Here is a 24,933-nt window from a genome sequence, read left to right as displayed (position 1 = left end):
TTCAACGTTTTGAATGATTTGGACGAAGAGAGGCCGATTTTACAAGTTTTTGCAGTGCTGAACTGATCGCAGATCAGAGGCCCTGCTGTAGCGCCGGATCATCCGGGTTCTGTTGCTCCAGTTGAGCGAGCAGCACTTGGACGTTCTGCAACTGGCCGGTCTCTTTCCAGTAGTTGACCAGCAGCACGCGGGCTTTGCGGTTGGCGGGGTGACGCTGGACGATTTCTTCCAACTGGCGCTGGGCCGCCTCTACTTCGTCCTGGGCGTGCAGGGTCGTGGCCAGGTCGTAGCGATAATCCGGGTTGTCCGGCGCAAGCTCCACCGCCTTGGACAAGCCGAGAAGGGCGTAGGGCCGCTCGCCATGGTGCAGCAGCCACATGCCCAGAGCATGTTGCAGGTAGGCCGATTCGGGGTGCGCAGCCAATTGTCGGGCTAGCAGTTGACGCGACTCGTCAGTCTTTCCTTGCTTGTCCAGCAGTTCGATTTGCGATACCACCGCTTGCAGGTTGTCCGGCTGCAAGCGCATTGCCTGCTCCAGGGCGTTTTGCGCCTCCGGCAGCAGGGCGCTGTGGATGTACAGGCGCGCCAATTGAATCCAGCCTTCAGCCGTTTCGGGCTGGGCCTTCAGCGTTGTCACGAATTCGTCGAGCACCTGCTGCAGTGGGCCAAAGTACAAACCCAGGGTATCGGGCGACAGGCCGAGCAAGGCGTTGGCGGCCGCAAAGCGCACCGATTGTTCCGGATCGTCCAGCACCGGGCCGAGCAGTAAGGTGCGCTGGCCAGTGGGCACCAAGCCGACGATGCTGTGAATCGCGGCTTCGCGCACCAGCGCCGACTTATCGGCGAGGTCTTTATCGGCCAGTTTCAGCGCCTGGGGGCTGGGGTAATTGGGCAGCTCGGCGTGCAAGGCGGCGCGGCGCTCGGGCGACAGGTCCGGCCGGCCGAGCTGTTGGTACAACACACGTGCGGCGCCTGGCTCGCCGTTATGCGCCTGCTTCAAGGCCTTGGAATAGCCATGGGCGATGGCCGGGGGGACGGCCACTGCCGGGGTACGGGAGAAAAACCAGGTGATCAGTACGATCAGCAACAGGGCGCACAGGCCGATGATGGAGTAACGGCGAGACTTTGACATGCAGGCGTCCGAAAGCTTGGGCAGCAAAGTTCCAAGCTTCGGTCAGTGCGAGGCGAGTGTCAAACCCGCGTCAGGTCAGCACGTAGTCCGCTGGCTCCAACGCTGGCGGCAGGTTGACTTCACCCAAGGCGGAGAGGATCTCGCGCTCCAATGTCCGCAGGATAGCGTCACACGGCAAGTCGTTTTCGTCGAAGCCGAAGGGGTCTTCCAATTCATCGCCAATCGCATCCAGGCCAAAGAAGGTGTAGCTGACAATCGCGGTGAACACTGGCGTCAACCAGCCAAGAGGCTCGGCCATGGCGAATGGCAGCAAGATGCAGAACAGGTAAATGGTGCGGTGCAACAGCAGGGTGTAGGGAAAGGGCAGTGGTGTGGTCTTGATGCGCTCGCATGCCGCCTGCACCTGGCTCAGGCTGACCAGCCGGGCTTCCAGTTGGGTGTAGCGCCATTCGCTGATCACGCCCTGTTGTGCCAGGACCGAAAAGCGCGCACCGACTGCTTGCAGCACGCTGTCCGGCAGGTTGGGGTGGCTCGCTGGCACGCTGATCCACGGGTGTATCGCCCGGGCTTGATCTTCATGGCGCAAATGCGCGACCAAGCCATGGGCAAAACCGCACAGGCCGCGCAGCAGGCCAGCACGCTCGGCGGTGTCCCCCAGCACCTGGGTCTCGCGAATCAGCGAGCGCACGTCAATGACCATTTGCCCCAGTTGCTTGCGGCCCTCCCACCAACGGTCGTAGCAGGCGTTGTTGCGAAAACTCATGAAGATCGACAGTGACAGGCCCAACAAGGTGAAGGGCGTAGCGTTGACCTTGGAAAAATAGGCGGGGTGCAGGGTTTCCACCAGCACGATGACCGAGGCCAACAGCGTGACCAGCAGGCTGCGCCAGGCAATGCGCTTGGCAATGGAGCCTTTGAGGGAGAACAGGATACCCAGGACGTTGGGTTTAGGGCGAACGATCATGGAGGGCTTCTGTGGCGGAGCAGGCTGTCAGATTAGAAGCTGCTATGCATCGCGTCCAATCACTTGGATCGACCGTCTGATCAGTCAACTCAATGACTAACGTGTGAACCGGCAGTACATAACCCTGTGGGAGCAGGCTTGCCTGCGAAAGCGGTGGTGCAGTGACAGTCGGGGTGACTGACCCACCGCCTTCGCGGGCAAGCCCGCTCCCACAGAAAAGCGAAAAAGCCCCCGTGTTCACTACGGACTGGCCAAACCAGTCAGCCAAGTTGAAGGCTTTGACCATTGCCGCTGCGCCGCTCTGGAGCGACTATTTCAGCGGTTTATCGAGTTGTAAACGTCCTGAAAATAAAAACACAGAAGGATAGGAAGCGATGCGTGAGTATTTGGCTGCCACTACCGAGTTTGATTACCAGCATACCGCCGACGCCGCACTGGCCGGCAATCTGCAGGCGCTCAATGCCTGTGTTGAATGCTGTGACCGTCACGCGCTGCCGGGGCGCATCGCGTTGTTCTGGGAAGGCAAGGACGGGCGCAGCGCCACCTCTACCTTTACCGAACTGCAGGAGCAGGCCGCACGTTTCGCCAACTTCCTGCTGGCCCAGGGCGTCAAGCGCGGTGACAAAGTGGCGGGCCTGTTGCCTCGCACTGCCGAATTGTTGGTGGTCGTGCTGGCAACGTGGCGCATCGGCGCGGTCTATCAGCCGCTGTTTACCGCGTTCGGACCCAAGGCGATTGAACATCGCTTGAACAGCTCTGGCGCAGCGCTGGTAGTCACCGATGCAGTGAACCGTCCCAAGCTGGCGGAGGTCGCCGACTGCCCGACCATCGTCACAGTCGCCGGGGCCAAAGGCGAAGGTATCGTGCGGGGCGACTACAGCTTCTGGGCCGAACTGCCCAATTACTCTTCTCACTGCGAGCCGGTGCTGCTGGGCGCAGAGGAGCCGTTCCTGCTGATGTTCACCTCCGGCACCACCGGCCCGTCCAAGGCGCTGTCGGTACCGCTCAAGGCCATCGTCGCGTTCCAGGGCTATATGCGCGACGCCGTGGACTTGCGCCCCGAGGACGCGTTCTGGAACGTTGCCGACCCTGGGTGGGCCTATGGCATCTATTTCGGCGTGACCGGGCCGTTGTCCATGGGGCACCCGATTACCTTCTACGATGGCCCGTTCACTTTGGAAAGCACCTGCCGGGTCATCAATAAATACGCGATCACCAACCTGACCGGTTCGCCCACGGCGTATCGGCTGTTGATTGCCGGTGGCGAACAGTTCGCCCGTTCGATCAAGGGCAAGCTGCGCATCGTCAGCAGCGCCGGCGAGCCATTGAACCCGGAGGTGATCCGCTGGTTCGCCGACAACCTGGGCGTGACCATCCACGACCATTACGGCCAGACCGAGCTGGGCATGGTGCTGTGCAATCACCATGGTTTGGCGCATCCGGTGCATGTCGGCTCGGCGGGTTTTGCCTCGCCAGGGCATCGCATCGTGGTGCTGGATGACAACCATCAGGAGCTGCCAGCCGGCCAACCCGGCATCCTTGCCATCGACCGCGAGCAATCGCCTATGTGCTGGTTTGCCGGGTACGACGGCGTGAAAACCAAGGCGTTCGTCGGCAAGTACTACCTCAGCGGCGACACCGTGGAGCTGAACCCGGACGGCAGCATCAGCTTTGTCGGGCGCAGCGACGACGTGATCACTACATCCGGCTACCGCGTGGGCCCTTTCGATGTGGAAAGCGCGTTGGTGGAACACCCTGCGGTGGTCGAGGCTGCCGTGGTCGGCAAGCCTTGCCCGGAGCGCACCGAGCTGGTCAAAGCCTTTGTGGTGATCAGTGAGCAATACCGTGCCACCCCGGAGCTGGCTGAAGAGTTGCGCCTGCATGTGCGTCAGCGCCTGGCCGCCCATGCGTACCCGCGGGAAATCGAATTTGTCAGCGACTTGCCCAAGACCCCGAGCGGCAAGCTGCAACGCTTTATTTTGCGCAATCAGGAAATAGCCAAGGCCCAGGCGGCCGTGGCGTGATCCCTTTAAAAGGAAACAACGATGCAGATTGAAAACAAGGTATTCCTGGTCAGCGGCGGCGCGTCGGGCCTCGGCGCGGCCACGGCTGAAATGCTGGTTGCCGCAGGTGCCAAGGTGATGCTGGTGGACTTGAACGCTGACGCCGTGGCCGCCAAGGCCGAGCAACTGGGCGATAACGCCCGCAGTGCCGTAGCAGACATCAGCCAGGAAGCCGCTGCAGAAGCGGCGGTGAAGGCAGCGGTCGAGGCCTTTGGTGGCTTGCATGGCCTGGTCAACTGCGCGGGTGTGGTGCGCGGCGAGAAGATCCTCGGCAAGAATGGCCCGCACGGCCTGGCAAGCTTTGCCCAGGTGATCAACGTCAACCTGGTCGGCAGCTTCAACCTGTTGCGCCTGGCCGCTGCGGCTATCGCTGAAACCGAGGCGAATGCCGACGGCGAGCGCGGCGTTATCATCAATACCGCCTCGGTGGCGGCATTCGATGGGCAGATCGGCCAGGCTGCGTACGCCGCCTCAAAGGGCGCGATCGCCAGCCTCACCTTGCCTGCCGCACGGGAACTGGCGCGCTTTGGTATCCGCGTGATGACCATTGCACCGGGCATTTTCGAAACCCCGATGATGGCCGGCATGACCGACGAAGTCCGCAACTCGCTGGCTGCCGGCGTGCCGTTCCCGCCACGCCTGGGCAAGCCCGCCGAATATGCCGCGCTGGTACGCCACATCATTGAAAACAGCATGCTCAATGGCGAGGTGATCCGTCTCGACGGTGCCTTGCGCATGGCCGCCAAATAAGGAGCAATTGCCATGAACGACCCTATTGTTATTGTCAGCGCCGTGCGCACGCCCATGGGCGGTTTCCAGGGCGACCTCAAAAGCCTGACCGCACCGCAGCTGGGCGCAGCCGCCATTCGTGCGGCGGTCGAGCGTGCCGGTATCGCCACCGATGCCGTCGACGAAGTGCTGTTTGGCTGTGTGCTGCCCGCCGGGCTTGGACAGGCGCCTGCCCGCCAGGCTGCCCTGGGCGCCGGGTTGGACAAGGGCACGCGCTGCACCACCCTCAACAAAATGTGCGGTTCCGGCATGGAAGCGACGATTCTGGCCCACGATTCGCTGCGCGCTGGCAGCGTGGATGTGGTGATCGCAGGCGGCATGGAAAGCATGTCCAACGCCCCGTACCTGCTGGATCGTGCGCGCAGCGGCTACCGCATGGGCCACGGCAAGGTGCTGGACCATATGTTCCTCGACGGCCTCGAAGATGCTTACGACAAGGGGCGCCTGATGGGCACCTTTGCCGAGGACTGCGCCGAGCACAATGGTTTTACCCGGGAAGCCCAGGACGCGTTTGCCATCGCTTCCCTGACCCGCGCACAAGAGGCCATCACCCACGGCAGCTTTGCCAGTGAAATCGTCCCGGTGCAGGTCACCGTGGGCAAGGAACAAAAAACCATCCTTCACGATGAGCAACCGCCGAAAGCCAAGCTGGACAAGATTGCCAGCCTTAAACCGGCGTTCCGTGACGGCGGTACAGTGACGGCAGCCAACTCCAGCTCGATCTCCGATGGCGCCGCGGCGTTGTTGCTGATGCGTGAGTCCGAGGCACTCAAGCGCGGCCTCAAGCCGTTGGCAGTGATCCACGGGCACGCCGCGTTTGCCGATGAGCCTGGGCTGTTTCCGGTGGCGCCGGTGGGGGCGATTCGCAAACTGATGAGCAAGACCGGCTGGAGCCTCGACGAGGTGGACCTGTTCGAAATCAACGAGGCCTTCGCCGTGGTCAGCCTGGTCACCATGAGCAAGCTGGAGATTCCCCACGACAAGGTCAACGTGCATGGTGGTGCCTGTGCATTGGGCCACCCCATTGGTGCCTCCGGCGCACGCATCCTGGTGACGTTGCTCGCGGCCCTGCGCCAGAAGGGCCTCAAGCGTGGCGTCGCCGCTATCTGCATTGGCGGCGGTGAAGCCACGGCCATGGCCGTTGAATGCCTGTATTGAGGATGACCTATGTTGCCCAATGACGAACAACTGCAAATCAGCGACGCCGCCCGGCAATTTGCCCAGGAGCGCTTGAAACCCTTCGCCGCCGAGTGGGACCGCGAGCATCGTTTTCCCAAGGAGGCCATTGGGGAAATGGCCGAACTGGGATTTTTCGGCATGCTGGTCCCGGAACAGTGGGGCGGTTGCGACACCGGCTACCTTGCCTACGCCATGGCCCTGGAAGAAATCGCCGCTGGCGACGGTGCCTGCTCCACGATCATGAGCGTGCACAACTCGGTGGGTTGCGTACCGATCCTCAAGTTTGGCAATGACCAGCAGAAAGAGCAGTTCCTCACGCCCCTGGCCAGCGGCGCCATGCTCGGTGCCTTCGCGCTGACCGAACCCCAGGCCGGCTCCGACGCCAGCAGCCTGAAAACCCGTGCGCGCCTTGAAGGCGACCACTATGTACTCAACGGCTGCAAACAGTTCATCACCTCCGGGCAAAACGCCGGGATCGTGATTGTGTTTGCGGTCACTGACCCCGCCGCAGGCAAGCGTGGAATCAGCGCGTTTATCGTGCCCACCGATTCGCCCGGTTATACCGTGGCACGGGTGGAAGACAAGCTGGGGCAGCATGCCTCGGACACTTGTCAGATCCTGTTTGAAGACGTGAAAGTACCGGTGGCCAACCGTCTGGGCGAGGAGGGCGAGGGCTACAAAATCGCCTTGGCCAACCTGGAAGGTGGCCGCGTGGGCATCGCCTCCCAGTCGGTGGGCATGGCCCGCGCTGCCTTCGAAGCGGCCCGCGACTATGCCCGTGAGCGTGAAAGCTTTGGCAAGCCGTTGATCGAACACCAGGCCGTGGCCTTTCGCCTGGCCGACATGGCCACCCAGATCGCCGTCGCCCGGCAGATGGTGCATTACGCCGCCGCCCTGCGTGACAGTGGCAAGCCGGCGCTGGTGGAAGCGTCCATGGCCAAGCTGTTTGCGTCCGAAATGGCCGAGAAAGTCTGCTCGGCCGCCTTGCAAACCTTGGGCGGTTACGGTTACCTGAACGACTTCCCCCTTGAGCGGATCTACCGCGACGTGCGGGTCTGCCAGATTTACGAAGGCACCAGCGATATTCAACGCATGGTCATCTCACGCAATCTTTAAGGAGCCGATACATGAGTTACGAAACCATCCTGCTTGACGTCCAGGGCCGTGTCGGGCTGATCACGCTCAACCGTCCCAGCGCACTGAACGCCTTGAATGCACAACTGGTCAGTGAGCTGAACCAGGCGCTGGACAGCCTGGAAGCCAACCCTGAAATTGGCTGCATCGTGCTGACTGGCTCGAAAAAAGCCTTCGCGGCCGGTGCCGACATCAAGGAAATGGCCGAGCTGACCTACCCGCAGATCTATATGGACGACTTGTTCAGCGACAGCGATCGCGTGGCCAATCGCCGCAAGCCGATCATCGCCGCCGTGAATGGCTTCGCCCTTGGCGGTGGCTGCGAACTGGCCCTGATGTGTGACTTTATCCTTGCCGGCGACACCGCCAAATTCGGTCAGCCGGAAATCAATCTGGGCGTGCTGCCGGGCATGGGCGGCACCCAGCGCCTGACCCGTGCAGTGGGCAAGGCCAAGGCCATGGAAATGTGCCTGACCGGGCGTTTTATTGACGCGGTAGAGGCCGAGCGCTGCGGGATTGTCGCGCGTATCGTACCCGCCGATGAACTGCTGGAAGAAGCGCTGAAAGTGGCCGCCCTGATCGCTGGTAAATCCGTACCGATCAGCATGATGGTCAAGGAAAGCGTGAACCGTGCGTTTGAAGTCAGCCTGTCCGAAGGCGTGCGCTTTGAGCGCCGGGTGTTTCATGCGGCGTTCGCGACCCAGGATCAGAAGGAAGGCATGGCCGCATTCGTGGCCAAGCGGGCGCCGGAATTCAAGGATAAATAACCCTGCCAAACCCCGCATAGCAAAGGTGGGAGCTGGCTTGCCTGCGATGGCATCGCCTCGGTTAGCTGATGGACCGAGGTTTCTGCATCGCAGGCAAGCCATAATGCCAGACGGTCAAGGCATTTTTGTAGGAGCGAGCTTGCTCGCGAGAAGCTCACAGACGCCGCGGTCAGTCAGCAAGCGCGCGTTATCGTTGACGTTTTTCGCGAGCAAGCTCGCTCCTACAGAAGGCGATGGTGTCATGTCCGTTAGAGCTGGTAGTTTTTCAACTCCCTGGCAATCACCATCCGCTGAATCTCGCTGGTGCCTTCGTAAATCTGCGTGATCCGTGCATCCCGGTAGTAACGCTCCACCGGGTAATCCTCCAGATACCCATACCCACCATGGATCTGCATCGCCTTGGAGCAGACCCGCTCGGCCATTTCCGAGGCGAACAGCTTGGCCTGGGAGGCTTCGGACAAGCACGGTTTGCCGGCAGTGCGCAGGCGTGCGGCGTGGAGGATCAGCAGGCGCGCAGCGTTGAGCTGGGTTTGCATGTCGGCCAGCAGGTTGGCCACGCTCTGGTGTTCGATGATTGCCTTGTCGAACTGCACCCGATCACGGGCGTAGGCCAGCGCGGCTTCAAACGCGGCGCGGGCGATGCCCAGGGCCTGGGCGGCGATACCAATGCGGCCGCCTTCCAGGTTGGAGAGGGCGATGGCCAGCCCCTTCCCGCGCTCACCCAACAGATTGGCTTCGGGAACCTTGCATTGGTTGAGGGTAACGGCGCAGGTGTCTGACGCACGAATGCCCATCTTGTGCTCGGTGCGGTCGACCACGAAACCTGGGGTATCGGTGGGCACCAGAAACGCCGAAATGCCTTTCTTGCCCAAGTCTGGATCGGTCACGGCGAACACGATGGCCAACTTGGCCCGCTTGCCGTTGCTGACAAACTGCTTGGCGCCATTGATGACCCATTGGCCATCACGCAGCTCGGCACGGGTGCGCAGGTTATGGGCTTCGGAACCGGCCTGGGGTTCGGTCAGGCAGAAGCAACCGATGGCCTGGCCACTGGCGAGTTCGGCCAGCCAGGTGTGTTTCTGTTCGGTTGTGCCGTAGTTGAGGATCGGCCCGCAACCCACTGAATTATGGATGCTCATCAACGCGCCCGTCGCAGCGTCACCGGCGGATATTTCCTCCACGGCCAGGGCATAGGCGACGTAATCGACATAGGTGCCACCCCATTCTTCCGGGACGACCATGCCTAGCAGGCCCAGCTCGCCCATCTTCGCCACCAGGGCGTCGTCGATCCAGCCGGCTTTTTCCCAGGCTTGGGCATGGGGGGCGATTTCGCCTCGGGCAAAATCCCGCGCCATGTCGCGGATCATCACTTGTTCTTCAGTGTATTCAAGATCTTGCATGGCTTATTTCCCAATCTGCACGAAGTCGCGGAAGAAGCTGTCCACATGGCTGGCATCCAGCGCATGGAGGGTGGGCGGGTTCCACTTCGGAGTCTTGTCCTTGTCGATGATCAGTGCGCGAACCCCTTCGATCAGGTCGCCGCGCTCGAACCATTGGCGATCCAGATGCAGTTCGAGGGCAAAGCACTGTTCCAGTGGCAAGTGGCGGCCACGGCGCAGCATCTCCAGGGTCACGGCCATGGCCAGGGGCGAGCGGGTCTGCATGAGGTTGGCGGTGGTCAGCGCCCAGTCATGGCTATCGGCCACGGTGACTTGTTGCAGCTGCTCGACGATGCTGGGCACGTCCGGCAACCCGAAAAAGTGGTCAATGGCCGGGCGCAAGGCCGCCAAGGGGGCGTCGGGCAATTGCTGCACGGCGAGCTTGGCGAGTACACCTTGCAAGTCCTTGAGCGGCGAGTCATGCCATTGCAGGCCGTCGAGTTTCTGATCCAGCTCAACCCACTTGGCGCTGTCGATGTACCAGTCTGCCAACCCGCAGTACAAGGCATCGGCCGCACGGATCTGCACGCCAGTCACCCCAAGGTAAGTACCCAACTCACCCGGAATGCGTGAGAGGAAATAGCTGCCGCCGACATCCGGGAAGTAGCCGATGGCCACTTCCGGCATCGCCAGGCGGCTGCGTTCGGTGACTACCCGCAGGTCCGCACCTTGCACCAGGCCCATGCCACCGCCGAGGACGAAACCGTCCATCAACGCCAGTACGGGTTTGCGGTAGTGGTGAATGGCCAGGTCGAGGGCATATTCCTCGACGAAGAAGTCCTGGTGCAGGGTGTCGCCTTGCTTGAAGCTGTCGTACAGCGAGCGGATGTCGCCGCCGGCGCAAAAGGCTTTCTCACCGGCGCCGCGCAGTACCACGGCGTAGACCTCGGCGTCGTCGGCCCAGGCCTGCAAATGCGCGGTTAACTGGCGGACCATGTCCAGGGTGATGGCGTTCAAGCCAGCGGGACGATTGAGGGTGAGGTGGCCGATATGGTTGCGCACGCTTGCCAGGACAGCGTCCTGCTGGACCTCGGCGCGGCTTGCTTGGGATGAAACCTGAGCAGTCATCTCTAACTCCCTGCTTTTATTGTCTTTATCAAGATGTTCGCGGGTGAACTCTCTCGTGATCGTACCAGTGCAAATTTGCCCAGTACAACCCGGAATCCTGCAGGTCGTTGTTGCATTTATGCAGTGCCGGTCAAACCACCCGGCTGGCCAGTACCTCACCGATACTGCGACGTCGGGCATGGCCCTCGGCGGCGTGGATCAGTTGCTCCAACTCTGTCGGTTCGACATCGTAGAACTGCTCCATCTCGGCCAACGCGAGCTTGAGGTCGGCTGCCGTGATGCTCGGCTCGCTCACGGCATTGGCAGAGCCCAGGATAACCGGGGCTGGCTCGGCAAGGCCCTTGGGATAACGCGTGCGCGTGGCATTGTTATAGGCCAGCGCGCAGGCGAGCAGGGCGCCGGCGCCGAGCATCACCGGCGCAAGCTCGTACCAGCCGAGGTTGACCGATGCCGGATCGGCCAGCACCAGGGTCATGGCCAGGCCGCCGGCCGGTGGGTGCAGGCAACGCAGCCAGCAGATGAGAATCACGGTCATGCCCGCCGCCAGGCAGGCGCTGCCCAAGGTGCGCCCCAAGACGCGGGCGACCAACAACGCGACGATGCCTGCACACAGGTAACTGCCCATGATTGACCAGGGTTGGGCCAGCGCCCCCGACGACACGGCAAACAACAGTACGGCCGATGCGCCCAGAGGGCCGAGCAGGTGCAGGGCCACCTCCATGCCGAACACCTGGGCACAGGCCCAGACACTGAACATCGTGCCCAGGGCCATGCCGATGGCTGCACGGCTCCATTCGGCGGGACGGGTGTTGATTGCAGCGGGTAACCAGCGAGCGAGCATTGAGAGACGGTCCATAAACAGCGGGCGAAAAAAAAGGCCTGCCTGGTTTCCCGGAACAGCCCTTTGAAGGTTCCAACATTTGGGGGAAGGAACCTGTGCAGTGTGCAGTGCTTGATAACGCGGCGCCAATGCATATTAATGAGGGTTAAATGCAAAATAAATGCAGCTAAAAGGCCTCGCCGTAGGTAATCGGCCCGGAGTCTGCGGGTGTAGCCGGATTGATCTTGCCCAGCACGCGACTATGGGTTTCTTCATTGAACAGACGCGCTTGCAGGTCTTCGCGCAGCCTTGGATCGTCGGCCAGCGGCCCCTTCAACGCCACCAGTGCGTCACGCAACGCCATCAAGCGATCCAGCCTGGGTAAAGGGAGGGTTAACAGGTTTTCTCGCACGGCATTGTCCTCTCGATGAAGTAAGCCATCGCGCGCGGGCAGCCTACAACGTCCTTGTTGTCATGAAGTGCCCTGGCCCAAGCGTTTCAGGGCAGTCCTGGCGGTCGGGTGGTAGATAGTAAGTGCACGTGGCAGCGAGTCTACAGTTGGGCTCCGAGCACCGGAAGGGAAAGTGCACCAGCCATTACGCAAACAAATGTAGGTGTTTTCTTGGTACCTATGATGAAAGTCGCCCACTCGTGGAGGAGTGGGCGTTCTTTCTTACAGTGCAGCGGGCATAGCACTCAAGGCGTCGTGGCTTTTGCCAAGTGCAGCAACACATACGGATTTTTGTCGAACGCTGCGGTGAGCGTCGGCGTGATTGAACGCAAGCGCGGATCTTCCAGCGCCTGGAAATCAGCCTGGCTCATGACCAACCACGCCGGCGCCTGGACCGGTTTCAATTCGGCAGGCAGTTGGGTAAACAGCGGCACCTTGTCGCAATCGAAGTTGACCATGAACTTGATAGCTTTCGCGTCTTTGCCCAGTGCATGTAACACCAGCGGCGCTGGTTGCTGCTGAACGTGTGCCTTGACGGCAAGGCTGAAGGTGCGGGTGTCGTACACCTGACGTTCCAGGGGTTCAACCACCATGATGTAGGTGGTCCAGAGGGCGAGCACGGCGGCCAAGGCGGGGCCGTAGGTGCGCAGCCGCGAGCGGAGCAATGCCAGCAGGGCCAGCACCTGTAGCGTGCCGAGCACGACGAAGATCAGCTCAAGGTCGGCCAGCGGTTCCGGGTAGCGCCGCCGCGCCACCATCAAGCCAATGGCCAACAGCGTTGGCAACAGCGTCCAGATGCCCAGCATCAAGGCGCGTAGCCACGCAAACTGTCGCCCTTGCGTGACCGCGAAGGGGTACGCGGCAATGATCGCGGCCATCGGCAGCATCGGCAGGATGTAGCGCGCTTTCTTGGCTTGGGGTACCGACAGGCCCAGCATCACCAGCACAGCCGCTGCCGCGCAGTAGAGCACTAGCTTCAAGGCCGGGGCCGGTGCGCGTCGACCGTCCATCAGCACCGCCAGCAGCACTAACAATGCCAGTGGATAGGACAGGGCGTAGTTGCCCAGGGAGCTGGTGAAGTAATACAGCACGCCGCCGGAGCCTTCGCTGCCATCCATGCGCCCCAGGAACTGCATGCGAATCACATCATGCATGAAGTCTTCGCCGCCGCTGAGCTTGGCCAGCAGCAACAACAGGCCGACGCACGCCGCCAGCAGCGCCAGTGCCAGCAGGCCGAAGCTGAACAGCTGGCGCCACTGACGGTTGATCAGGTAGTAGCTGCACAACACGCCCGTGGGGATCACCAGGCCAATCGGGCCACGAATGGCAAACCCCAACAGCAGCAGAAAAAACACCCAATGCAGGCGCTTGGCTGCAGCGAAATGGTCATGGGCATAGCCCAGGTAGAACACCGCCAACGCCACGGCGGCGAGCATCTGGTCGAGGGAGACTGCGCGGGTTTCGCTGACGAAGGTACTGCTGAGCAGCAGCATCGCAATGCTCAGCAGGCCCCAGCGCGGCGAGTAGGGCGCGGTGAGGCGATAGACCAGCACCACGATCAGCGCCGACGCGACCGCCGTGGGCAGCCACGCTGTCAGGCTGGTGACCTGACCCAAGGGCAACGACAGCAGCCATGTCAGCAGGGTCGACGTTGCCAGGTAATCGGCATACGGCTGACCATAGGTGGTGGGAAAGAAACTCGGGCCATGGCGCAGCATTTCCTGGGCAAACAGCACAAAGCGCGAATCAAAGCCGATGATCGCCTGGTGCCAGTTGCCGACGATAAACAGCAGCAGCGCCAAGAGCCCAAGCCCCAGGGACTGGCGACGGATCGTTGCACGCTGCCCGGACGGTAAGGCGATGTTCACTTAGCAAGCGTCCTTGACCTGTTCCACCCAGTTTTGCTGGGGGATCGGTAACTCGCAGGAGTCGCCGCGGCCGATGGGGAAGTACTTGAAGCCTTTGCGCGTCAGGCGCTCGCCGTCGTACAGGTTACGGCCGTCGAAGATCACCGGGGTTTTCAGGCGCTGGTGAATCAGGTCAAAGTCCGGCGCCTTGAATTGCTGCCATTCAGTGCACACGATCAACGCATCGGCGCCGCCCAAGGTGGATTCCGGGGTGCCCATCAGCATCAGGCGCGGGTCATCGCCGTAGATGCGTTGGGTTTCCTGCATGGCTTCAGGGTCGAAGGCGCGCACATTGGCCCCGGCAGCCCACAGGGCTTCCATCAGCACGCGGCTGGGGGCGTCACGCATGTCATCGGTGTTGGGCTTGAAGGCCAGGCCCCACAAAGCAAACGTCTTGCCCTTAAGGTTGCCCTGGAAGAACGCGTTGATGCGCTCGAACAGCTTGCTCTTCTGGCGCTGGTTGATGGCTTCCACGGCTTCGAGCAGGTCGCTGGAGCAGTTGGCCTGCTTGGCGCTGTGGATCAGGGCGCGCATGTCTTTGGGGAAGCACGAGCCGCCATAACCGCAGCCAGGGTAGATAAAGTGGTAGCCGATGCGTGAGTCGGCACCGATGCCCAGGCGCACCGACTCAATGTCGGCACCCAGGTGTTCAGCCAACTCGGCGATCTGGTTGATGAAGCTGATCTTGGTGGCCAGCATGCAGTTGGCGGCGTACTTGGTCAGTTCGGCGCTGCGCAGGTCCATGAAGATGATGCGATCGTGGTTGCGGTTGAAGGGCGCGTACAGGTCGCGCATCACGTCGCGCACCTCTTCACGCTCGCAGCCGATGATGATCCGGTCCGGGCGGCGGCAGTCGGCAACGGCTGAGCCTTCCTTGAGGAATTCCGGGTTGGAGACGATATCGAACTGCAGCTCACGGCCGGCGGCGCTCAGGTTGTTGAGGATGTGGTCGCGCAATGTGTCGCCAGTGCCGACCGGTACGGTGGATTTCTCCACCAGGATCACCGGCGCCACGCGATGGCGGGCGACCGCATCACCCACCGACAGCACGTATTTCAGGTCGGCAGAGCCGTCTTCATCCGACGGCGTGCCCACGGCAATAAACAACACTTCACCGTGCTCGACGGCGAGTTTTTCGTCGTGGGTAAAGCGCAGGCGCCCGCTTTCCAGGTTGTCCTTGACCATGGCTGCCAGGCCCGGCTCAAAGATAGTCACGTGACCTTTTTGCAGCGATTCGACCTTGTGCTTGTCAACGTCCATGCAAATGACATCGTGACCGACTTCGGCTAATACAGTGGCCTGGACCAGACCAACGTAACCACTACCAAATACACTGATTTTCATGGGGTATTCCTGGGACTTGAGGTGCTAGCACGACGAGAGTTGATAACCAGTACGCCGAGGATGACCAAGGCCACCCCCAAGGTTTTTGAAAGCGAAAAAGTTTCGTTGAACGCCGGCAGGCTGGCGGCCAGCAAATACACCAGCGCGTAACTGATGCTGAGCAGCGAATAAGCGCGGCCCAGGGGTAAGTGCTTCAGTGCGCCGAGCCAGCACAGCATCGACAGCGCATAGGCGATGGTCGCCAGGATCACCACGCCCAAGGCGCCCAGGTCGATGCTGTTATCCGTGAAGGCAGCCAGCCATTGCGTGGGAAGCGGCAGGCGCGTCATGCTCCAGCGCATGCCCAGTTGGGCACCACTCACCAGGCCGACACTGCCCAAAGCCAGGGCGAAACCCCGCACGCGACTCATACCTGGCGCCCCAGCAAGACCACGCCGGCAATCACCAGCCCCACGCCCAGCCAATGACGAGCATCAATGGGTTCATGAAACACAAAGCGCGCCATCAGCGTGACCAGCACAAAATTCAGGCTGAGCATGGGGTAGGCAATGCCGACTTCCAGGCGCTGCAACACCAGCAGCCACACCAGCAAGCCCAGGCCCAGGCACACCAGCGCCGACCACAACCACGGTGAGCGCAGTTTCGGTGCCCAGCCGCCCGGCACGTCGCGCCAGCTTTCCACGGCGAATTTTTGCGAAACCTGGCCCATGCAGGTGAGCAGGCAGGCCATGAGCAATAGCAGCAGGGTGATCATGGCGTGACCTGGGGGAACATCAGAATCACAATATTGCCCTGCGCATAACGCTTGCCGTCCGCGGGCAGCAGCGCGAGTTCTTCCTTTTCACCTTGGCCATTGACCCGCATCACCACACCAACGGCGCCGCTGCGACGGCTCTCTACCATCCAGGCCTGAACCTGATTACGGTCAACCAGGCGATGTGCCGTATCCGCATAGGCCAGCCCGTATTTCACTTCGCCAGAGGTGTTGTACAAGGTAATGTTCGGCTGTTTCAGGCGCCATGACAGCGCTGAGGCTGCGCCCAGGTCATTGCTTAACAGCGCGCTGGCCGACTGCAGTTCCGGGATGTGGTCGATGATGAACTGGTCTGGTGTCTTGTTATAAACCACTGAGTGGGGCAGTGCGGCGGGCAGCAATGCAACCAGCAGCCCACTGGCAACCAGCGGTGCAGCCCACAGTTTTAGAGGGCGTACGGCTTGCAGCAGGTTGATGGCAATCCAGGCGAACAAAAAGCTGAACACCAGCACCAAGCTGAAGGTTTCTTCGCCAGGCTCATAAACCGACTTTTTCAATTGGAACCAACTGAGCGCCAGCAAGGCCAGTACACCGAGCCCAAGATTCAACCAGCCATTGATACGCAAGATGCGGCCACGGCCTTGCGCCAGTTTGTCGCTCAGGGCCTGGCCCATCAGCAAGGCCAGGGGCAACATGCACGGCATGATATAGGAGGGCAGTTTGCCTTTGGCCAGGCTGAAAAAGGCCAGGGGCATCAGCAGCCATAGCCACAGAAAGGCCGTGCCTGGCACGCGTTTTTGCTGCCAAGCCTGCTTGAACGTGGACGGCAGCAGCGCCACCCACGGCAGCGTGAACGCCACCAGCAGCGGCAAGTAATACCAGAAGGGTTCCGCATGTTGGGCATCTTCACCGGCAAAGCGCTGGATATGCTCGTGCCAGAAGAAGAAATTCCAGTAATCGGGTTCTTGCAGGTGCACGGCCAATGCCCACGGCACGCTGACGGCAATTGCCACCACCACCGCCAGCATGCCAAAGGTGCACAATTCACCCAGGCGTTTCTGCCAGACGGCATAGGGCAGGGCGATCAACACTGGCAACAACCACGCCAGAAAACCCTTGGTCATGAAGCCCATGCCGCACGCCAGGCCCAGCAATGCCCAGGACCACAGACGCGCACGCCGCGTGGTGCTGTCGAAGCAGAACCACAAGGCCACGCCGGTCAGGTTGACCCAAAAAGTGAACTGCGGGTCCAGGTTGGCATAGCCGCCCAGCGCAGCCACGCTGACGAAACTCATGTAGAGCAACGTGCTGACCAGGCTTTTTTGCGGATCATTCCACAACCGGCGAGAGACCAGATACACCAGCAGAATGCTCAAGCCGGTGCTCAACGCCGAGGCAAACCGTACGCCGAACAGGTTCTGGCCGAAGATCGCCTGGCCCAGCGCGATCATCCAGTAGCCGGCCGCAGGTTTTTCAAAGTAGCGAATCCCCATGAAGTGCGGCGAGGCCCACTTGCCGGTCATCAGCATTTCCTGGCTGATTTGTGCATAGCGGGTTTCATCGGGAATCCACAGGCCATGGGTGGCCAACGGCAGCAGGTAGAACACCGCAAACGCGAGCAGGAGCAGGGGCAAGGCCCAGCGGCGGATCATGCCTGCTGTACTCCAAGCCAGCCCTCGCGGCCGCTCAAGGCGCCGCGTACCAGCTGTTGCTGGGGCAGGGTGGTCACATCCGTGGGCAACAGTTCGCCCAAGGGTTTGAAATCAATGCCGCGCTGCCCTGCCTGGGCGAGCAACTGGCGAAAATCATTGGCCATCAGAATCCCTTCTACTTCTGCGTGGATCGTATAGACGTTCAGCTTCGACGCGCTGAACCTGTCGAGAATGAAACGGTTGAAATCGTTGGCAGCCACCACCGGCCCGACGACTTCGTCGAAGGTCGGCAGGTCTACCGGAATTTGTGGGGTGCCCGCACTGCCATCGGCCAAGGTTGGTCGAAACAGGCTGGTGCCCCGGCAATCGCTGTTGTAGCGAAAGTTGAAGCCTTGCTTGGCTTGCACCACGCGCTCATCGGCACGCCAGCCGGCGGCCGCTGAACAGTCGATGCGCTCGCCGAGGATGTCGCTCAAGGTGTCTACGCCGCGTCGAATCTGCTCGACCAGCTGTGCCTCGCTCCAACGCCCGGTGTTGGCCTGCCAGCCATGGTGGTCCCAGGCGTGCAGGCCGACTTCATGCCCGGCGGCCTTGGCCTGGCGCATCAAATGCCCCAGGTCGCGGCCAATCGGCTTGCCTGGCCAGGCGGTGCCGGCCAGCAAGATATCCCAGCCATACAGGCCGGCAGCGTTGGAACGCAGCATCTTCCACAAAAACTGCGGGCGGATCAGGCGCCACAAGTGGCGCCCCATGTTGTCTGGCCCGACACTGAAGAAGAACGTCGCTTTGACCCCAGCTTCGGCCAGGGAGTCGAGCAACCGTGGCACACCTTCACGGGTGCCGCGGTAGGTGTCGACGTCGATGCGAAGACCTGCCTGCATTACTTTTTATCCGCAATTTCAAGCATGGCTTCACGCAAGAAGAAATCGAGCGTGTTGCCGATGGTTTCGCTCATCTGCACGCTCGGCTCCCAGTTCAGCAGGCGCTTGGCGTTTTCGATGCTCGGCTTGCGGTGCGCCACGTCCTGGTAGCCTGTGCCGTAGAACGCCTTGCTCTCGACGTCGCGGAAACCGGCGAACGGCGGGAAGTTGTGGCGCAGTGGGTGAGCCTCGAACTGACGCAGCAGTTCTTCGCCCAGCTGGCGAATGCTGGCTTCGTTTTCGGGGTTGCCGATGTTGATGATCTGGCCGTCGCAGACGCCATTGTCGTTATCAATGATGCGCGCCAGGGCTTCGATGCCGTCGGCAATGTCGGTGAAGCAACGCTTCTGCTCACCACCGTCGAACAGACGGATCGGCGTGCCTTCCACCAGGTTCAGGATCAGCTGGGTAATGGCGCGGGAGCTGCCGATACGCGCCGAGTCCAGACGGTCCAGGCGCGGGCCCATCCAGTTGAATGGACGGAACAGGGTGAACTTCAAGCCCTTGTCGCCGTAGGCCCAGATCACGCGGTCCAGCAGTTGCTTGGAGACGGAGTAGATCCAGCGTTGCTTGTTGACCGGGCCCACCACCAGGTTGGAGGTGTCTTCGTCGAAATATTGGTCTTGGCACATGCCATAGACTTCGGAGGTCGACGGGAAAATCACGCGCTTGTTGTACTTGACGCAGTAGCGCACCAGCTTGAGGTTTTCTTCGAAGTCCAGTTCGAACACGCGCAGCGGGTTACGGGTGTATTCGATCGGCGTGGCGATGGCCACCAGCGGCAGCACCACGTCGCATTTCTTGATGTGGTACTCGATCCACTCGGTGTGGATGCTGATGTCGCCTTCCACGTAATGGAAGTTCGGGTGGCTGCGCAGGCGCTCGATGGCGTCGGAGCCGATGTCCAGGCCATAGACTTCGTAGCGGTCGTCACGCAGCAGGCGCTCGGACAGGTGGTTACCGATAAAACCGTTCACGCCCAGGATCAGCACACGGGTACGGCGCGGCTTGCGGCCCGACTCGGCGCCGCGCAGCACGGAACCGTCTACCAGGCCCAGTTCATCGGCCAGGGACGGGCCGGCCAGGTACAGGCCGTTTTCGTTGCGCTGGCCGAACTTGACCACCAGGGAATCTTCACCGCAGGCAATGCGCAGCGGGTTGACGCTGATTACACGGCCAGGCGCCAGACCTTCGTTGCCCTTGACCACGTCGGCTTGCCACACGATCAGCTTGTGCTCGCCCACGGCGCAGAAGGCGCCAGGGTACGGCTGGGTCACTGCACGCACCAGGTTGAACAGTTGCTCGGCAGGTTTTTTCCAGTCCAGCTTGCCATCGGCGGCGGTGCGACGACCGAAGTAGGTGGCTTTGCTCTCATCCTGGGCGGTTTCGCTCAGCTTGCCCTGGGCCAGCTGTGGCAGGGCATCACGCAGCAGCGCCGTGGCCGCATCACGCAGCTTGGCGTGCAGGCTCAGGCCGGTATCGCTGCGCTCGATGGCGACTTTTTGCTGGGCCAGGATGGCGCCGGCATCGGCACGCTTGACCATGCGATGCAGGGTCACGCCGGTTTCGGTTTCGCCGTTGACCAGCACCCAGTTGGCCGGGGCGCGGCCACGGTATTTAGGCAGCAACGAGCCGTGCAGGTTGAACGCGCCTTTGCGGGCGGTGGCCAACAGCGGCTCGCTCAGCAGGTTGCGGTAGTAGAACGAGAAGATGTACTCCGGGTTCAGCTTGGCGATGCGTTCGATCCACAGCGGGTGGTTGGCGTCTTCCGGTGCATGTACCGGGATGCCATTGCGGGCGCAAAGTTGGGCGACGGAACCGTAGAAGTTGTTTTCCTTGGGGTCATCGGCATGGGTGAACACGGCGGCAATGTCGTAACCGGCGCTGAGCAGCGCTTCAATGCCTGCGCAGCCAATATCGTGGTAGGCGAATACAACAGCTTTTGAACTCATGACTGGACCTGATCCGAAGAAGAAGTAGAAGTATGGGAAGACACCAGGCCGTCGACCACGACGACTGGAGCCGGTGCTGCCGGTTGGTTGCGCAGCACTTTTTCAATAAAGAAGCGTGGGCGGGCACGTACATCGCTGTACATGCGGCCCAGGTATTCGCCCAGCAGGCCCATGCCGATGAACTGGCCACCGGTGAACACAAACAACACCGCAAACAGCACGAACAGGCCATCACCGGCCCAGTCGGCGCCGAAGGCCAGGCGCATGACGATCAGGGCAAAGGCAAACAGCACGCCCAGCGCCGCCAGGCTGAAACCGACGATGGACAGCAGGCGCAAGGGCGTGGTGGTCATGCAGGTCAGCAGGTCGAACATCAGGCTGATCAGGCGCATGGCGCTGTATTTGGATTCGCCGTGCTCACGTTCGGCGTGGTGCACCAGGATTTCCGTGGTGTGGCGGGCGAAGCCGTTGGCCAGGATAGGAATGAACGTGCTGCGCTCACGGCAGGCGAGCATGGCGTCGACGATGGTGCGGCGGTAGGCACGCAACATGCAGCCGTAGTCGGTCATGGCCACGCCGGTAGAACGTTGCACGGCGAGGTTGATCAAGCGCGACGGCCAGCGGCGGAAGGCCGAGTCCTGGCGGTTATTGCGCACGGTGGCAACCACGTCGTAGCCCAGGGCAGCTTGCTCGACCAGGCGCGGGATCTCTTCCGGCGGGTTCTGCAGGTCGGCGTCAAGGGTGATCACCACTTCGCCACGGCACTGTTCAAAGCCGGCCATGATCGCCGCGTGCTGGCCGTAGTTGCGGTTAAGGATCACCGCTACCACATTGCTACCATCTTCCGCGGCGGCGTCTTCGAGCAATTGGGCCGAGTTGTCGCGGCTACCGTCATCCACCAGGATGATTTCGTATTCGTAGGCCAGCTGCTTGCAGGCTGCCGTGGTGCGACGCAGCAACTCAGGCAGGCTTTCTTGTTCGTTGTAGACCGGGATAACGATCGACACGCAATGAATAGGGTAGGGTTTCAAAGATTCATGACCTCGGGCTAAAGCGACTTCAAGCGTGAAAACAGCAGCGTTCATTGGGCGAAACTACAGCCCGCAGGTTACAAAACGGCGCTAAAGATGACGCGTTTTCAATAGGTTAGTCGATAATCCACGGATTGCTCTTAAGTGTTGCGTACAAGGTTAAGCGCAAAAATGTGCAACGAATATGAAAGGCGGATGAAAAACTCGTTTATTTGACAGGCAGACAGCTAGGGTTCAGCTAAGTAATCAAGGCGTTACATGTAGGTCTCACAGGGCGACATCGGAGCTTCGTACAAGACGCTTGGTTCAATCTGAGCGAGGCGATCAGCCCAATGCTCGCCCTTCAACAATCTTCTCTGCATTAGCGCTCAAGTGCCGGTAAAGTAAGCCCTCTCTTGCCAGGGTACTCGGATGAATAGCGTGCAGCTTTTACGCGGCCAGTTGCGGCCAGCGCTGATGGGATTGTTGATGACGGTGGCCTGTGTCACCAGCGTGCGGGCCGATCAAGGCGTCGCGCTGACCCCACTGGACCAGGTGCCGGACGGGGTGGAAGTGCGCGGCAAGCAGGTCGCGGCTTATACCTGGGATGACCGCCAAGGCAAAAACCTGCTGGTACTCGCCGAGCAAGTCGGTGAGCGCGATGACGATGGTACCCAATCGGCCTTTGTCTACGCGGCGCAATACGTGCTGGGTGGCGAGCGCCCCAAGCGCGTGTGGATGCTGTACGACGATGTGCAGCACTGCGAATTCGACGCCGGGCTGCGCTTTGACCGGGCTGCCACCAAGGTCACCGACCTGCTGGGCGACGGCAATACCCAGGCCACGGTCGGTTATTCGCGGGCCTGCACCAGTGATGTCAGCCCCAACGAATTCAAGCTGATCATGCATGCCGGCAAGTCCGAGAAGTATCGTCTGCGTGGCCTTGACCGCGTGGGCGCCAGCTGGTGGGACGAGGACGCTGGTGCCTTGCGCGGCATGCCCCTGCCCACCGACTGCAGCGTCGCGGCGCAGCAAGCGCTGGTCAGCCAATACAAGGAGCAGGGCACCGAACTCCCACTGCCAGGTTGCTATGGTGACGAGAAGGACTTTGCCAAGGCGCCGGACAATTACCTCGCCTTTATGCGCCAGCATTGGTTCGCGCTGATGCAGCAACAGGACGCTGACTGGAGCCAATCCCAGGCCCAACCCCAGGCAGCCAGCGAAGACGACGAATCGGCCCCGTGATTTTGTGCCAGGGCCGGTCCTGAGTTAGACTCGGCCTTCGCCAATCCACTAAATACATCGACTAATCAAATAGTTGGTCGGTGTATTTAATCCAAAGGCTGATCTACCTTGACCGAGTCCATTTGCAACCCACTGACCCTATATCTCACCCGCCTGGCGCCTTCCAGCCAACTGACCATGCGCTACGTGCTGCAGGATGCCGCCGACCGCTTGGGTTTCGAAGACCTCAACCTCGAAGAGATTGACTGGCACCTGCTGCAGCCTGAACACGTCATCGCACTGGTGGCTGCCTTGCGCGAGGACGGCTTAGCGCCGAACACTTCGTCGCTGTATGTGAATGCGGTGCGCGGGGTCATGAATGAAGCGTGGCGCATGAGCTTGATCAGCCAGGACCACCTGTTGAAGATGCGCTCGGTCAAGGCCACACCTGGCACGCGCCTGAGCCAGGGCCGCAATCTGCGCCGCACCTTGATCCGCGAGATGCTCGACGTCTGCGCCGCCGACCCTCGGCCCCAGGGCCTGCGGGATGCAGCGGTGATCGGCCTGTTATATGGCTCGGGCATGCGCAAGTCGGAGTCGGTGAACCTGGACTTGGCACAGGTCAACTTTGACGAGCGCAGCTTGCGCGTGATCGGCAAGGGCAACAAAGAGTTGGTCAAGTACGCGCCGGACTGGGCGTTTGCCAAGCTGCAAGCCTGGCTGGCGTTTCGTCGCGAGCACCTCAAGGAAGGCGAGCAGGACGACAGCTTCCTGTTCAACCGCATCCGGCGAGGCAGCCATATCACCCGAGAGCGGATCACCAAGCATGCGATTTACTACATCGCGCGCCAGCGCGGCGATCAAGTGGGGGTCAAGATCATGCCCCATGATTTCCGTCGTTCGTTTATCACCCGGGTGATCGAGGAGCATGATTTGTCGATTGCGCAGAAACTGGCGCATCACACCAACATCCAGACCACTGCCAGCTATGACGTGCGTGACGACAATGAGCGCCGGCGGGCGGTGGACCGATTTGATTTGTAGGCTTGTGGATACGCCACGATTCAAATGTGGGAGCTGGGTTGCCTGCGAAGAGGGCCTCACAGGCAACCAGAATGTTGAATCTGCCTGCTCCTGTGCTCAAGAGGAAGGCGGGACGCTTGAGGTCAAGTGAGCCGGTAAGCGCCGCAACGTCCACAAGGTGGTCAGCATCGCGGCAAGCGCACACAGCGCAATACCGATCAACATCGGCGCCGGTGTATGGTCGGCAAAGATACCCACCAAGGTCATCGCCACAGCCGCTGTGACCATCTGGATCGCACCCAGCAGTGCAGACGCAGAACCTGCCACCGCACCATGATCCTCCAGCGACAGTACCCCGGCCGCCGGCAATAGCAGGCCAAGAAAGCCGAAACCGATAAACAACAGCCCCATCATCAAGCCCAGGCTGTCACCCCACAGTGTGGTGCCCGCCAGCAAGCTCATGACCGCCGCCACGCCCACCACCGACCAGCGAATCAACGGCGCCAGGCCAAAGCGGGCGCTGAGGCGGGCGGTCAATTGGCTCATGGCGAAAAACGAGGCCGCGTTGAGCGCAAAGCACAGGCTGAACTGGGTCGGTGTCAGGCCAAAAAACTCGATGTACACGAAGGGCGCGCTGCCGATGAACACGAAGAAGGTGGCCAGACCAAACCCGCACACCACCGACAAGCCCGTAAAGACCGGGTCGCGGAGGAGGGCGCCATAACTGCCGAACGCCTGGCCCAGTGTCTTGCCCAGGCGGCGCTCGGCCGGGTGGGTTTCTGGCAGTTGTACTGCGGTCATCACCAGACACAGAACGGCCACCACCGCCAACACGGCAAACACTTCGCGCCAGCTCCAGATCGAAATCACCACGCTACCGGCCAGTGGCGCGAGGATCGGCGAAACACTCATCACCAGCATCAACAAAGCCATCAGACGCGCCGCTTCATGGCCGGTGTACAGGTCACGGACAATCGCCCGTGGAATCACCATCCCCGCACAGGCACCGAACGCCTGCACCGCACGAAAGCCAATCAGCACTTCGATGGTCGGTGCCAGCGCGCAGCCGACACTGCCAATGGCAAAGATCACCAGGCCCGCATAAATCGGCGGTTTACGCCCGAACACATCGCTGAGGGGGCCGTAGAACAACTGGCACACGCCGATAATCATAAAGAACACCGTCAAACTCATCTGCACGGCCGCCGGCGAGGCCTGGAGGCTGGCGCCCAGGGTGGGCAGCGCCGGCAGGTAGATGTCGATTGCAAACGGGCCGACGGCGGTGATCAAGCCCAGCAACAGGGCGAGACGGGCGATACGTTGAGGCATTTGGCAGATCCA

General features: G+C 61.2%; 22 protein-coding genes. 7 read left to right on the top strand and 15 right to left on the bottom strand.

Annotated features, from left to right (window positions below):
• Nucleotides 1-73 precede the first annotated feature (73 nt).
• Both APH41_RS11470 and APH41_RS11465 read right to left on the bottom strand, forming a co-directional pair.
• On the bottom strand, nt 74-1,132 hold the full coding sequence (locus APH41_RS11470) for a tetratricopeptide repeat protein (protein WP_054919022.1): 1,059 nt from the start codon (nt 1,130-1,132) through the stop codon (nt 74-76).
• Nucleotides 1,133-1,202: 70 nt separating this feature from the next.
• Nucleotides 1,203-2,096: a bestrophin family protein gene (locus APH41_RS11465; protein ID WP_054919016.1), complete on the bottom strand. Its 894-nt coding sequence runs from the start codon at nt 2,094-2,096 to the stop codon at nt 1,203-1,205.
• 374 nt (nt 2,097-2,470) lie between these two features.
• Here APH41_RS11465 and APH41_RS11460 point away from each other — a divergent pair, with 374 nt between their 5' ends.
• Genes APH41_RS11460 through APH41_RS11440 form a run of 5 tightly spaced genes read left to right on the top strand, consistent with a single transcriptional unit; the run spans nt 2,471 to nt 8,028 of the window.
• Nucleotides 2,471-4,120, top strand: coding sequence for an AMP-binding protein (locus tag APH41_RS11460; RefSeq protein WP_054919007.1), 1,650 nt, complete (start codon nt 2,471-2,473; stop codon nt 4,118-4,120).
• A 21-nt stretch (nt 4,121-4,141) separates the two neighbouring features.
• On the top strand, nt 4,142-4,909 hold the full coding sequence (locus tag APH41_RS11455; RefSeq protein WP_054896513.1) for an SDR family NAD(P)-dependent oxidoreductase: 768 nt from the start codon (nt 4,142-4,144) through the stop codon (nt 4,907-4,909).
• Nucleotides 4,910-4,921: 12 nt separating this feature from the next.
• On the top strand, nt 4,922-6,106 hold the full coding sequence (locus APH41_RS11450; RefSeq protein WP_047710882.1) for an acetyl-CoA C-acyltransferase: 1,185 nt from the start codon (nt 4,922-4,924) through the stop codon (nt 6,104-6,106).
• A 9-nt stretch (nt 6,107-6,115) separates the two neighbouring features.
• Nucleotides 6,116-7,243, top strand: coding sequence for an acyl-CoA dehydrogenase (locus tag APH41_RS11445; protein WP_034127453.1), 1,128 nt, complete (start codon nt 6,116-6,118; stop codon nt 7,241-7,243).
• 11 nt (nt 7,244-7,254) lie between these two features.
• On the top strand, nt 7,255-8,028 hold the full coding sequence (locus APH41_RS11440) for an enoyl-CoA hydratase (protein WP_054896511.1): 774 nt from the start codon (nt 7,255-7,257) through the stop codon (nt 8,026-8,028).
• A gap of 248 nt (nt 8,029-8,276) precedes the next feature.
• On the opposite strand, the gene APH41_RS11435 is transcribed toward APH41_RS11440, so the two are convergent.
• The 12 genes from APH41_RS11435 to arnC form a co-directional block, all read right to left on the bottom strand.
• Nucleotides 8,277-9,428, bottom strand: coding sequence for an acyl-CoA dehydrogenase family protein (locus APH41_RS11435; protein ID WP_034127451.1), 1,152 nt, complete (start codon nt 9,426-9,428; stop codon nt 8,277-8,279).
• A 3-nt stretch (nt 9,429-9,431) separates the two neighbouring features.
• Entirely contained in the window at nt 9,432-10,535 is a 1,104-nt protein-coding gene (locus APH41_RS11430; RefSeq protein WP_054919005.1) for an enoyl-CoA hydratase/isomerase family protein, read from the bottom strand.
• 130 nt (nt 10,536-10,665) lie between these two features.
• Nucleotides 10,666-11,376 carry an HPP family protein gene (locus APH41_RS11425; protein ID WP_054896508.1) on the bottom strand — a complete coding sequence of 237 codons (711 nt, stop codon included), beginning with the start codon at nt 11,374-11,376 and terminating at the stop codon, nt 10,666-10,668.
• 166 nt (nt 11,377-11,542) lie between these two features.
• On the bottom strand, nt 11,543-11,731 hold the full coding sequence (locus tag APH41_RS28775) for a type VI secretion system contractile sheath small subunit (RefSeq protein WP_254989728.1): 189 nt from the start codon (nt 11,729-11,731) through the stop codon (nt 11,543-11,545).
• A 320-nt stretch (nt 11,732-12,051) separates the two neighbouring features.
• Nucleotides 12,052-13,674 (bottom strand): glycosyltransferase family 39 protein, encoded by a 1,623-nt coding sequence (locus tag APH41_RS11420; protein ID WP_054919000.1) that lies wholly within the window; start codon nt 13,672-13,674, stop codon nt 12,052-12,054.
• A complete protein-coding gene (locus tag APH41_RS11415) occupies nt 13,675-15,057 on the bottom strand; it encodes a UDP-glucose/GDP-mannose dehydrogenase family protein (protein WP_054918996.1) in 1,383 nt (460 codons plus the stop codon). It lies immediately after the preceding gene.
• The gene (gene arnF / locus APH41_RS11410; protein WP_054896505.1) at nt 15,054-15,467 is read right to left on the bottom strand and encodes a 4-amino-4-deoxy-L-arabinose-phosphoundecaprenol flippase subunit ArnF; all 414 of its coding nucleotides are present in this window, start codon (nt 15,465-15,467) and stop codon (nt 15,054-15,056) included. Before arnF ends, APH41_RS11415 begins: the two co-directional genes overlap by 4 nt.
• A complete protein-coding gene (gene arnE / locus APH41_RS11405; protein ID WP_054918992.1) occupies nt 15,464-15,811 on the bottom strand; it encodes a 4-amino-4-deoxy-L-arabinose-phosphoundecaprenol flippase subunit ArnE in 348 nt (115 codons plus the stop codon). The genes arnF and arnE overlap by 4 nt, the downstream gene beginning before the upstream one ends.
• Nucleotides 15,808-17,463 (bottom strand): lipid IV(A) 4-amino-4-deoxy-L-arabinosyltransferase, encoded by a 1,656-nt coding sequence (arnT, locus tag APH41_RS11400; RefSeq protein ID WP_054918991.1) that lies wholly within the window; start codon nt 17,461-17,463, stop codon nt 15,808-15,810. Before arnT ends, arnE begins: the two co-directional genes overlap by 4 nt.
• Nucleotides 17,460-18,344, bottom strand: coding sequence for a 4-deoxy-4-formamido-L-arabinose-phosphoundecaprenol deformylase (gene arnD, locus APH41_RS11395; RefSeq protein WP_054918989.1), 885 nt, complete (start codon nt 18,342-18,344; stop codon nt 17,460-17,462). The genes arnT and arnD overlap by 4 nt, the downstream gene beginning before the upstream one ends.
• Entirely contained in the window at nt 18,344-20,335 is a 1,992-nt protein-coding gene (gene arnA / locus APH41_RS11390; protein WP_054918987.1) for a bifunctional UDP-4-amino-4-deoxy-L-arabinose formyltransferase/UDP-glucuronic acid oxidase ArnA, read from the bottom strand. Before arnA ends, arnD begins: the two co-directional genes overlap by 1 nt.
• The gene (gene arnC / locus APH41_RS11385; protein WP_003191219.1) at nt 20,332-21,366 is read right to left on the bottom strand and encodes an undecaprenyl-phosphate 4-deoxy-4-formamido-L-arabinose transferase; all 1,035 of its coding nucleotides are present in this window, start codon (nt 21,364-21,366) and stop codon (nt 20,332-20,334) included. The genes arnA and arnC overlap by 4 nt, the downstream gene beginning before the upstream one ends.
• Nucleotides 21,367-21,777: 411 nt before the next feature.
• Here arnC and APH41_RS11380 point away from each other — a divergent pair, with 411 nt between their 5' ends.
• Both APH41_RS11380 and xerC read left to right on the top strand, forming a co-directional pair.
• Entirely contained in the window at nt 21,778-22,590 is an 813-nt protein-coding gene (locus APH41_RS11380; protein WP_054918985.1) for a M949_RS01915 family surface polysaccharide biosynthesis protein, read from the top strand.
• 108 nt (nt 22,591-22,698) lie between these two features.
• Nucleotides 22,699-23,613, top strand: a complete 915-nt coding sequence (gene xerC, locus APH41_RS11375) for a tyrosine recombinase XerC (RefSeq protein WP_034127441.1) — start codon at nt 22,699-22,701, stop codon at nt 23,611-23,613.
• A gap of 96 nt (nt 23,614-23,709) precedes the next feature.
• Here xerC and APH41_RS11370 read toward each other — a convergent pair whose 3' ends face one another.
• Nucleotides 23,710-24,921 carry a multidrug effflux MFS transporter gene (locus APH41_RS11370; RefSeq protein ID WP_054896498.1) on the bottom strand — a complete coding sequence of 404 codons (1,212 nt, stop codon included), beginning with the start codon at nt 24,919-24,921 and terminating at the stop codon, nt 23,710-23,712.
• Between the last annotated feature and the right edge of the window lie 12 nt (nt 24,922-24,933).

Origin of the sequence: Pseudomonas sp. NBRC 111138, from assembly GCF_001320835.1 — a bacterium.
Taxonomy (GTDB): Bacteria; Pseudomonadota; Gammaproteobacteria; order Pseudomonadales; family Pseudomonadaceae; genus Aquipseudomonas; species Aquipseudomonas paracarnis.
The sequence above is the reverse complement of the archived record's forward strand: the minus strand, read 5'-3'. Positions and strand labels throughout refer to the sequence as shown.

Excerpts from the sequence above, each read along its gene's own strand:
- APH41_RS11470 (WP_054919022.1), bottom strand. The coding sequence starts at position 1,132 with ATGTCAAAGTCTCGCCGTTACTCCATCATCGGCCTGTGCGCCCTGTTG.
- APH41_RS11465 (WP_054919016.1), bottom strand. The coding sequence starts at position 2,096 with ATGATCGTTCGCCCTAAACCCAACGTCCTGGGTATCCTGTTCTCCCTC.
- APH41_RS11460 (WP_054919007.1), top strand. The coding sequence starts at position 2,471 with ATGCGTGAGTATTTGGCTGCCACTACCGAGTTTGATTACCAGCATACC.
- APH41_RS11455 (WP_054896513.1), top strand. The coding sequence starts at position 4,142 with ATGCAGATTGAAAACAAGGTATTCCTGGTCAGCGGCGGCGCGTCGGGC.
- APH41_RS11450 (WP_047710882.1), top strand. The coding sequence starts at position 4,922 with ATGAACGACCCTATTGTTATTGTCAGCGCCGTGCGCACGCCCATGGGC.
- APH41_RS11445 (WP_034127453.1), top strand. The coding sequence starts at position 6,116 with ATGTTGCCCAATGACGAACAACTGCAAATCAGCGACGCCGCCCGGCAA.
- APH41_RS11440 (WP_054896511.1), top strand. The coding sequence starts at position 7,255 with ATGAGTTACGAAACCATCCTGCTTGACGTCCAGGGCCGTGTCGGGCTG.
- APH41_RS11435 (WP_034127451.1), bottom strand. The coding sequence starts at position 9,428 with ATGCAAGATCTTGAATACACTGAAGAACAAGTGATGATCCGCGACATG.
- APH41_RS11430 (WP_054919005.1), bottom strand. The coding sequence starts at position 10,535 with ATGACTGCTCAGGTTTCATCCCAAGCAAGCCGCGCCGAGGTCCAGCAG.
- APH41_RS11425 (WP_054896508.1), bottom strand. The coding sequence starts at position 11,376 with ATGCTCGCTCGCTGGTTACCCGCTGCAATCAACACCCGTCCCGCCGAA.
- APH41_RS11415 (WP_054918996.1), bottom strand. The coding sequence starts at position 15,057 with ATGAAAATCAGTGTATTTGGTAGTGGTTACGTTGGTCTGGTCCAGGCC.
- arnF (WP_054896505.1), bottom strand. The coding sequence starts at position 15,467 with ATGAGTCGCGTGCGGGGTTTCGCCCTGGCTTTGGGCAGTGTCGGCCTG.
- arnE (WP_054918992.1), bottom strand. The coding sequence starts at position 15,811 with ATGATCACCCTGCTGCTATTGCTCATGGCCTGCCTGCTCACCTGCATG.
- arnT (WP_054918991.1), bottom strand. The coding sequence starts at position 17,463 with ATGATCCGCCGCTGGGCCTTGCCCCTGCTCCTGCTCGCGTTTGCGGTG.
- arnD (WP_054918989.1), bottom strand. The coding sequence starts at position 18,344 with ATGCAGGCAGGTCTTCGCATCGACGTCGACACCTACCGCGGCACCCGT.
- arnA (WP_054918987.1), bottom strand. The coding sequence starts at position 20,335 with ATGAGTTCAAAAGCTGTTGTATTCGCCTACCACGATATTGGCTGCGCA.
- APH41_RS11380 (WP_054918985.1), top strand. The coding sequence starts at position 21,778 with ATGAATAGCGTGCAGCTTTTACGCGGCCAGTTGCGGCCAGCGCTGATG.
- APH41_RS11370 (WP_054896498.1), bottom strand. The coding sequence starts at position 24,921 with ATGCCTCAACGTATCGCCCGTCTCGCCCTGTTGCTGGGCTTGATCACC.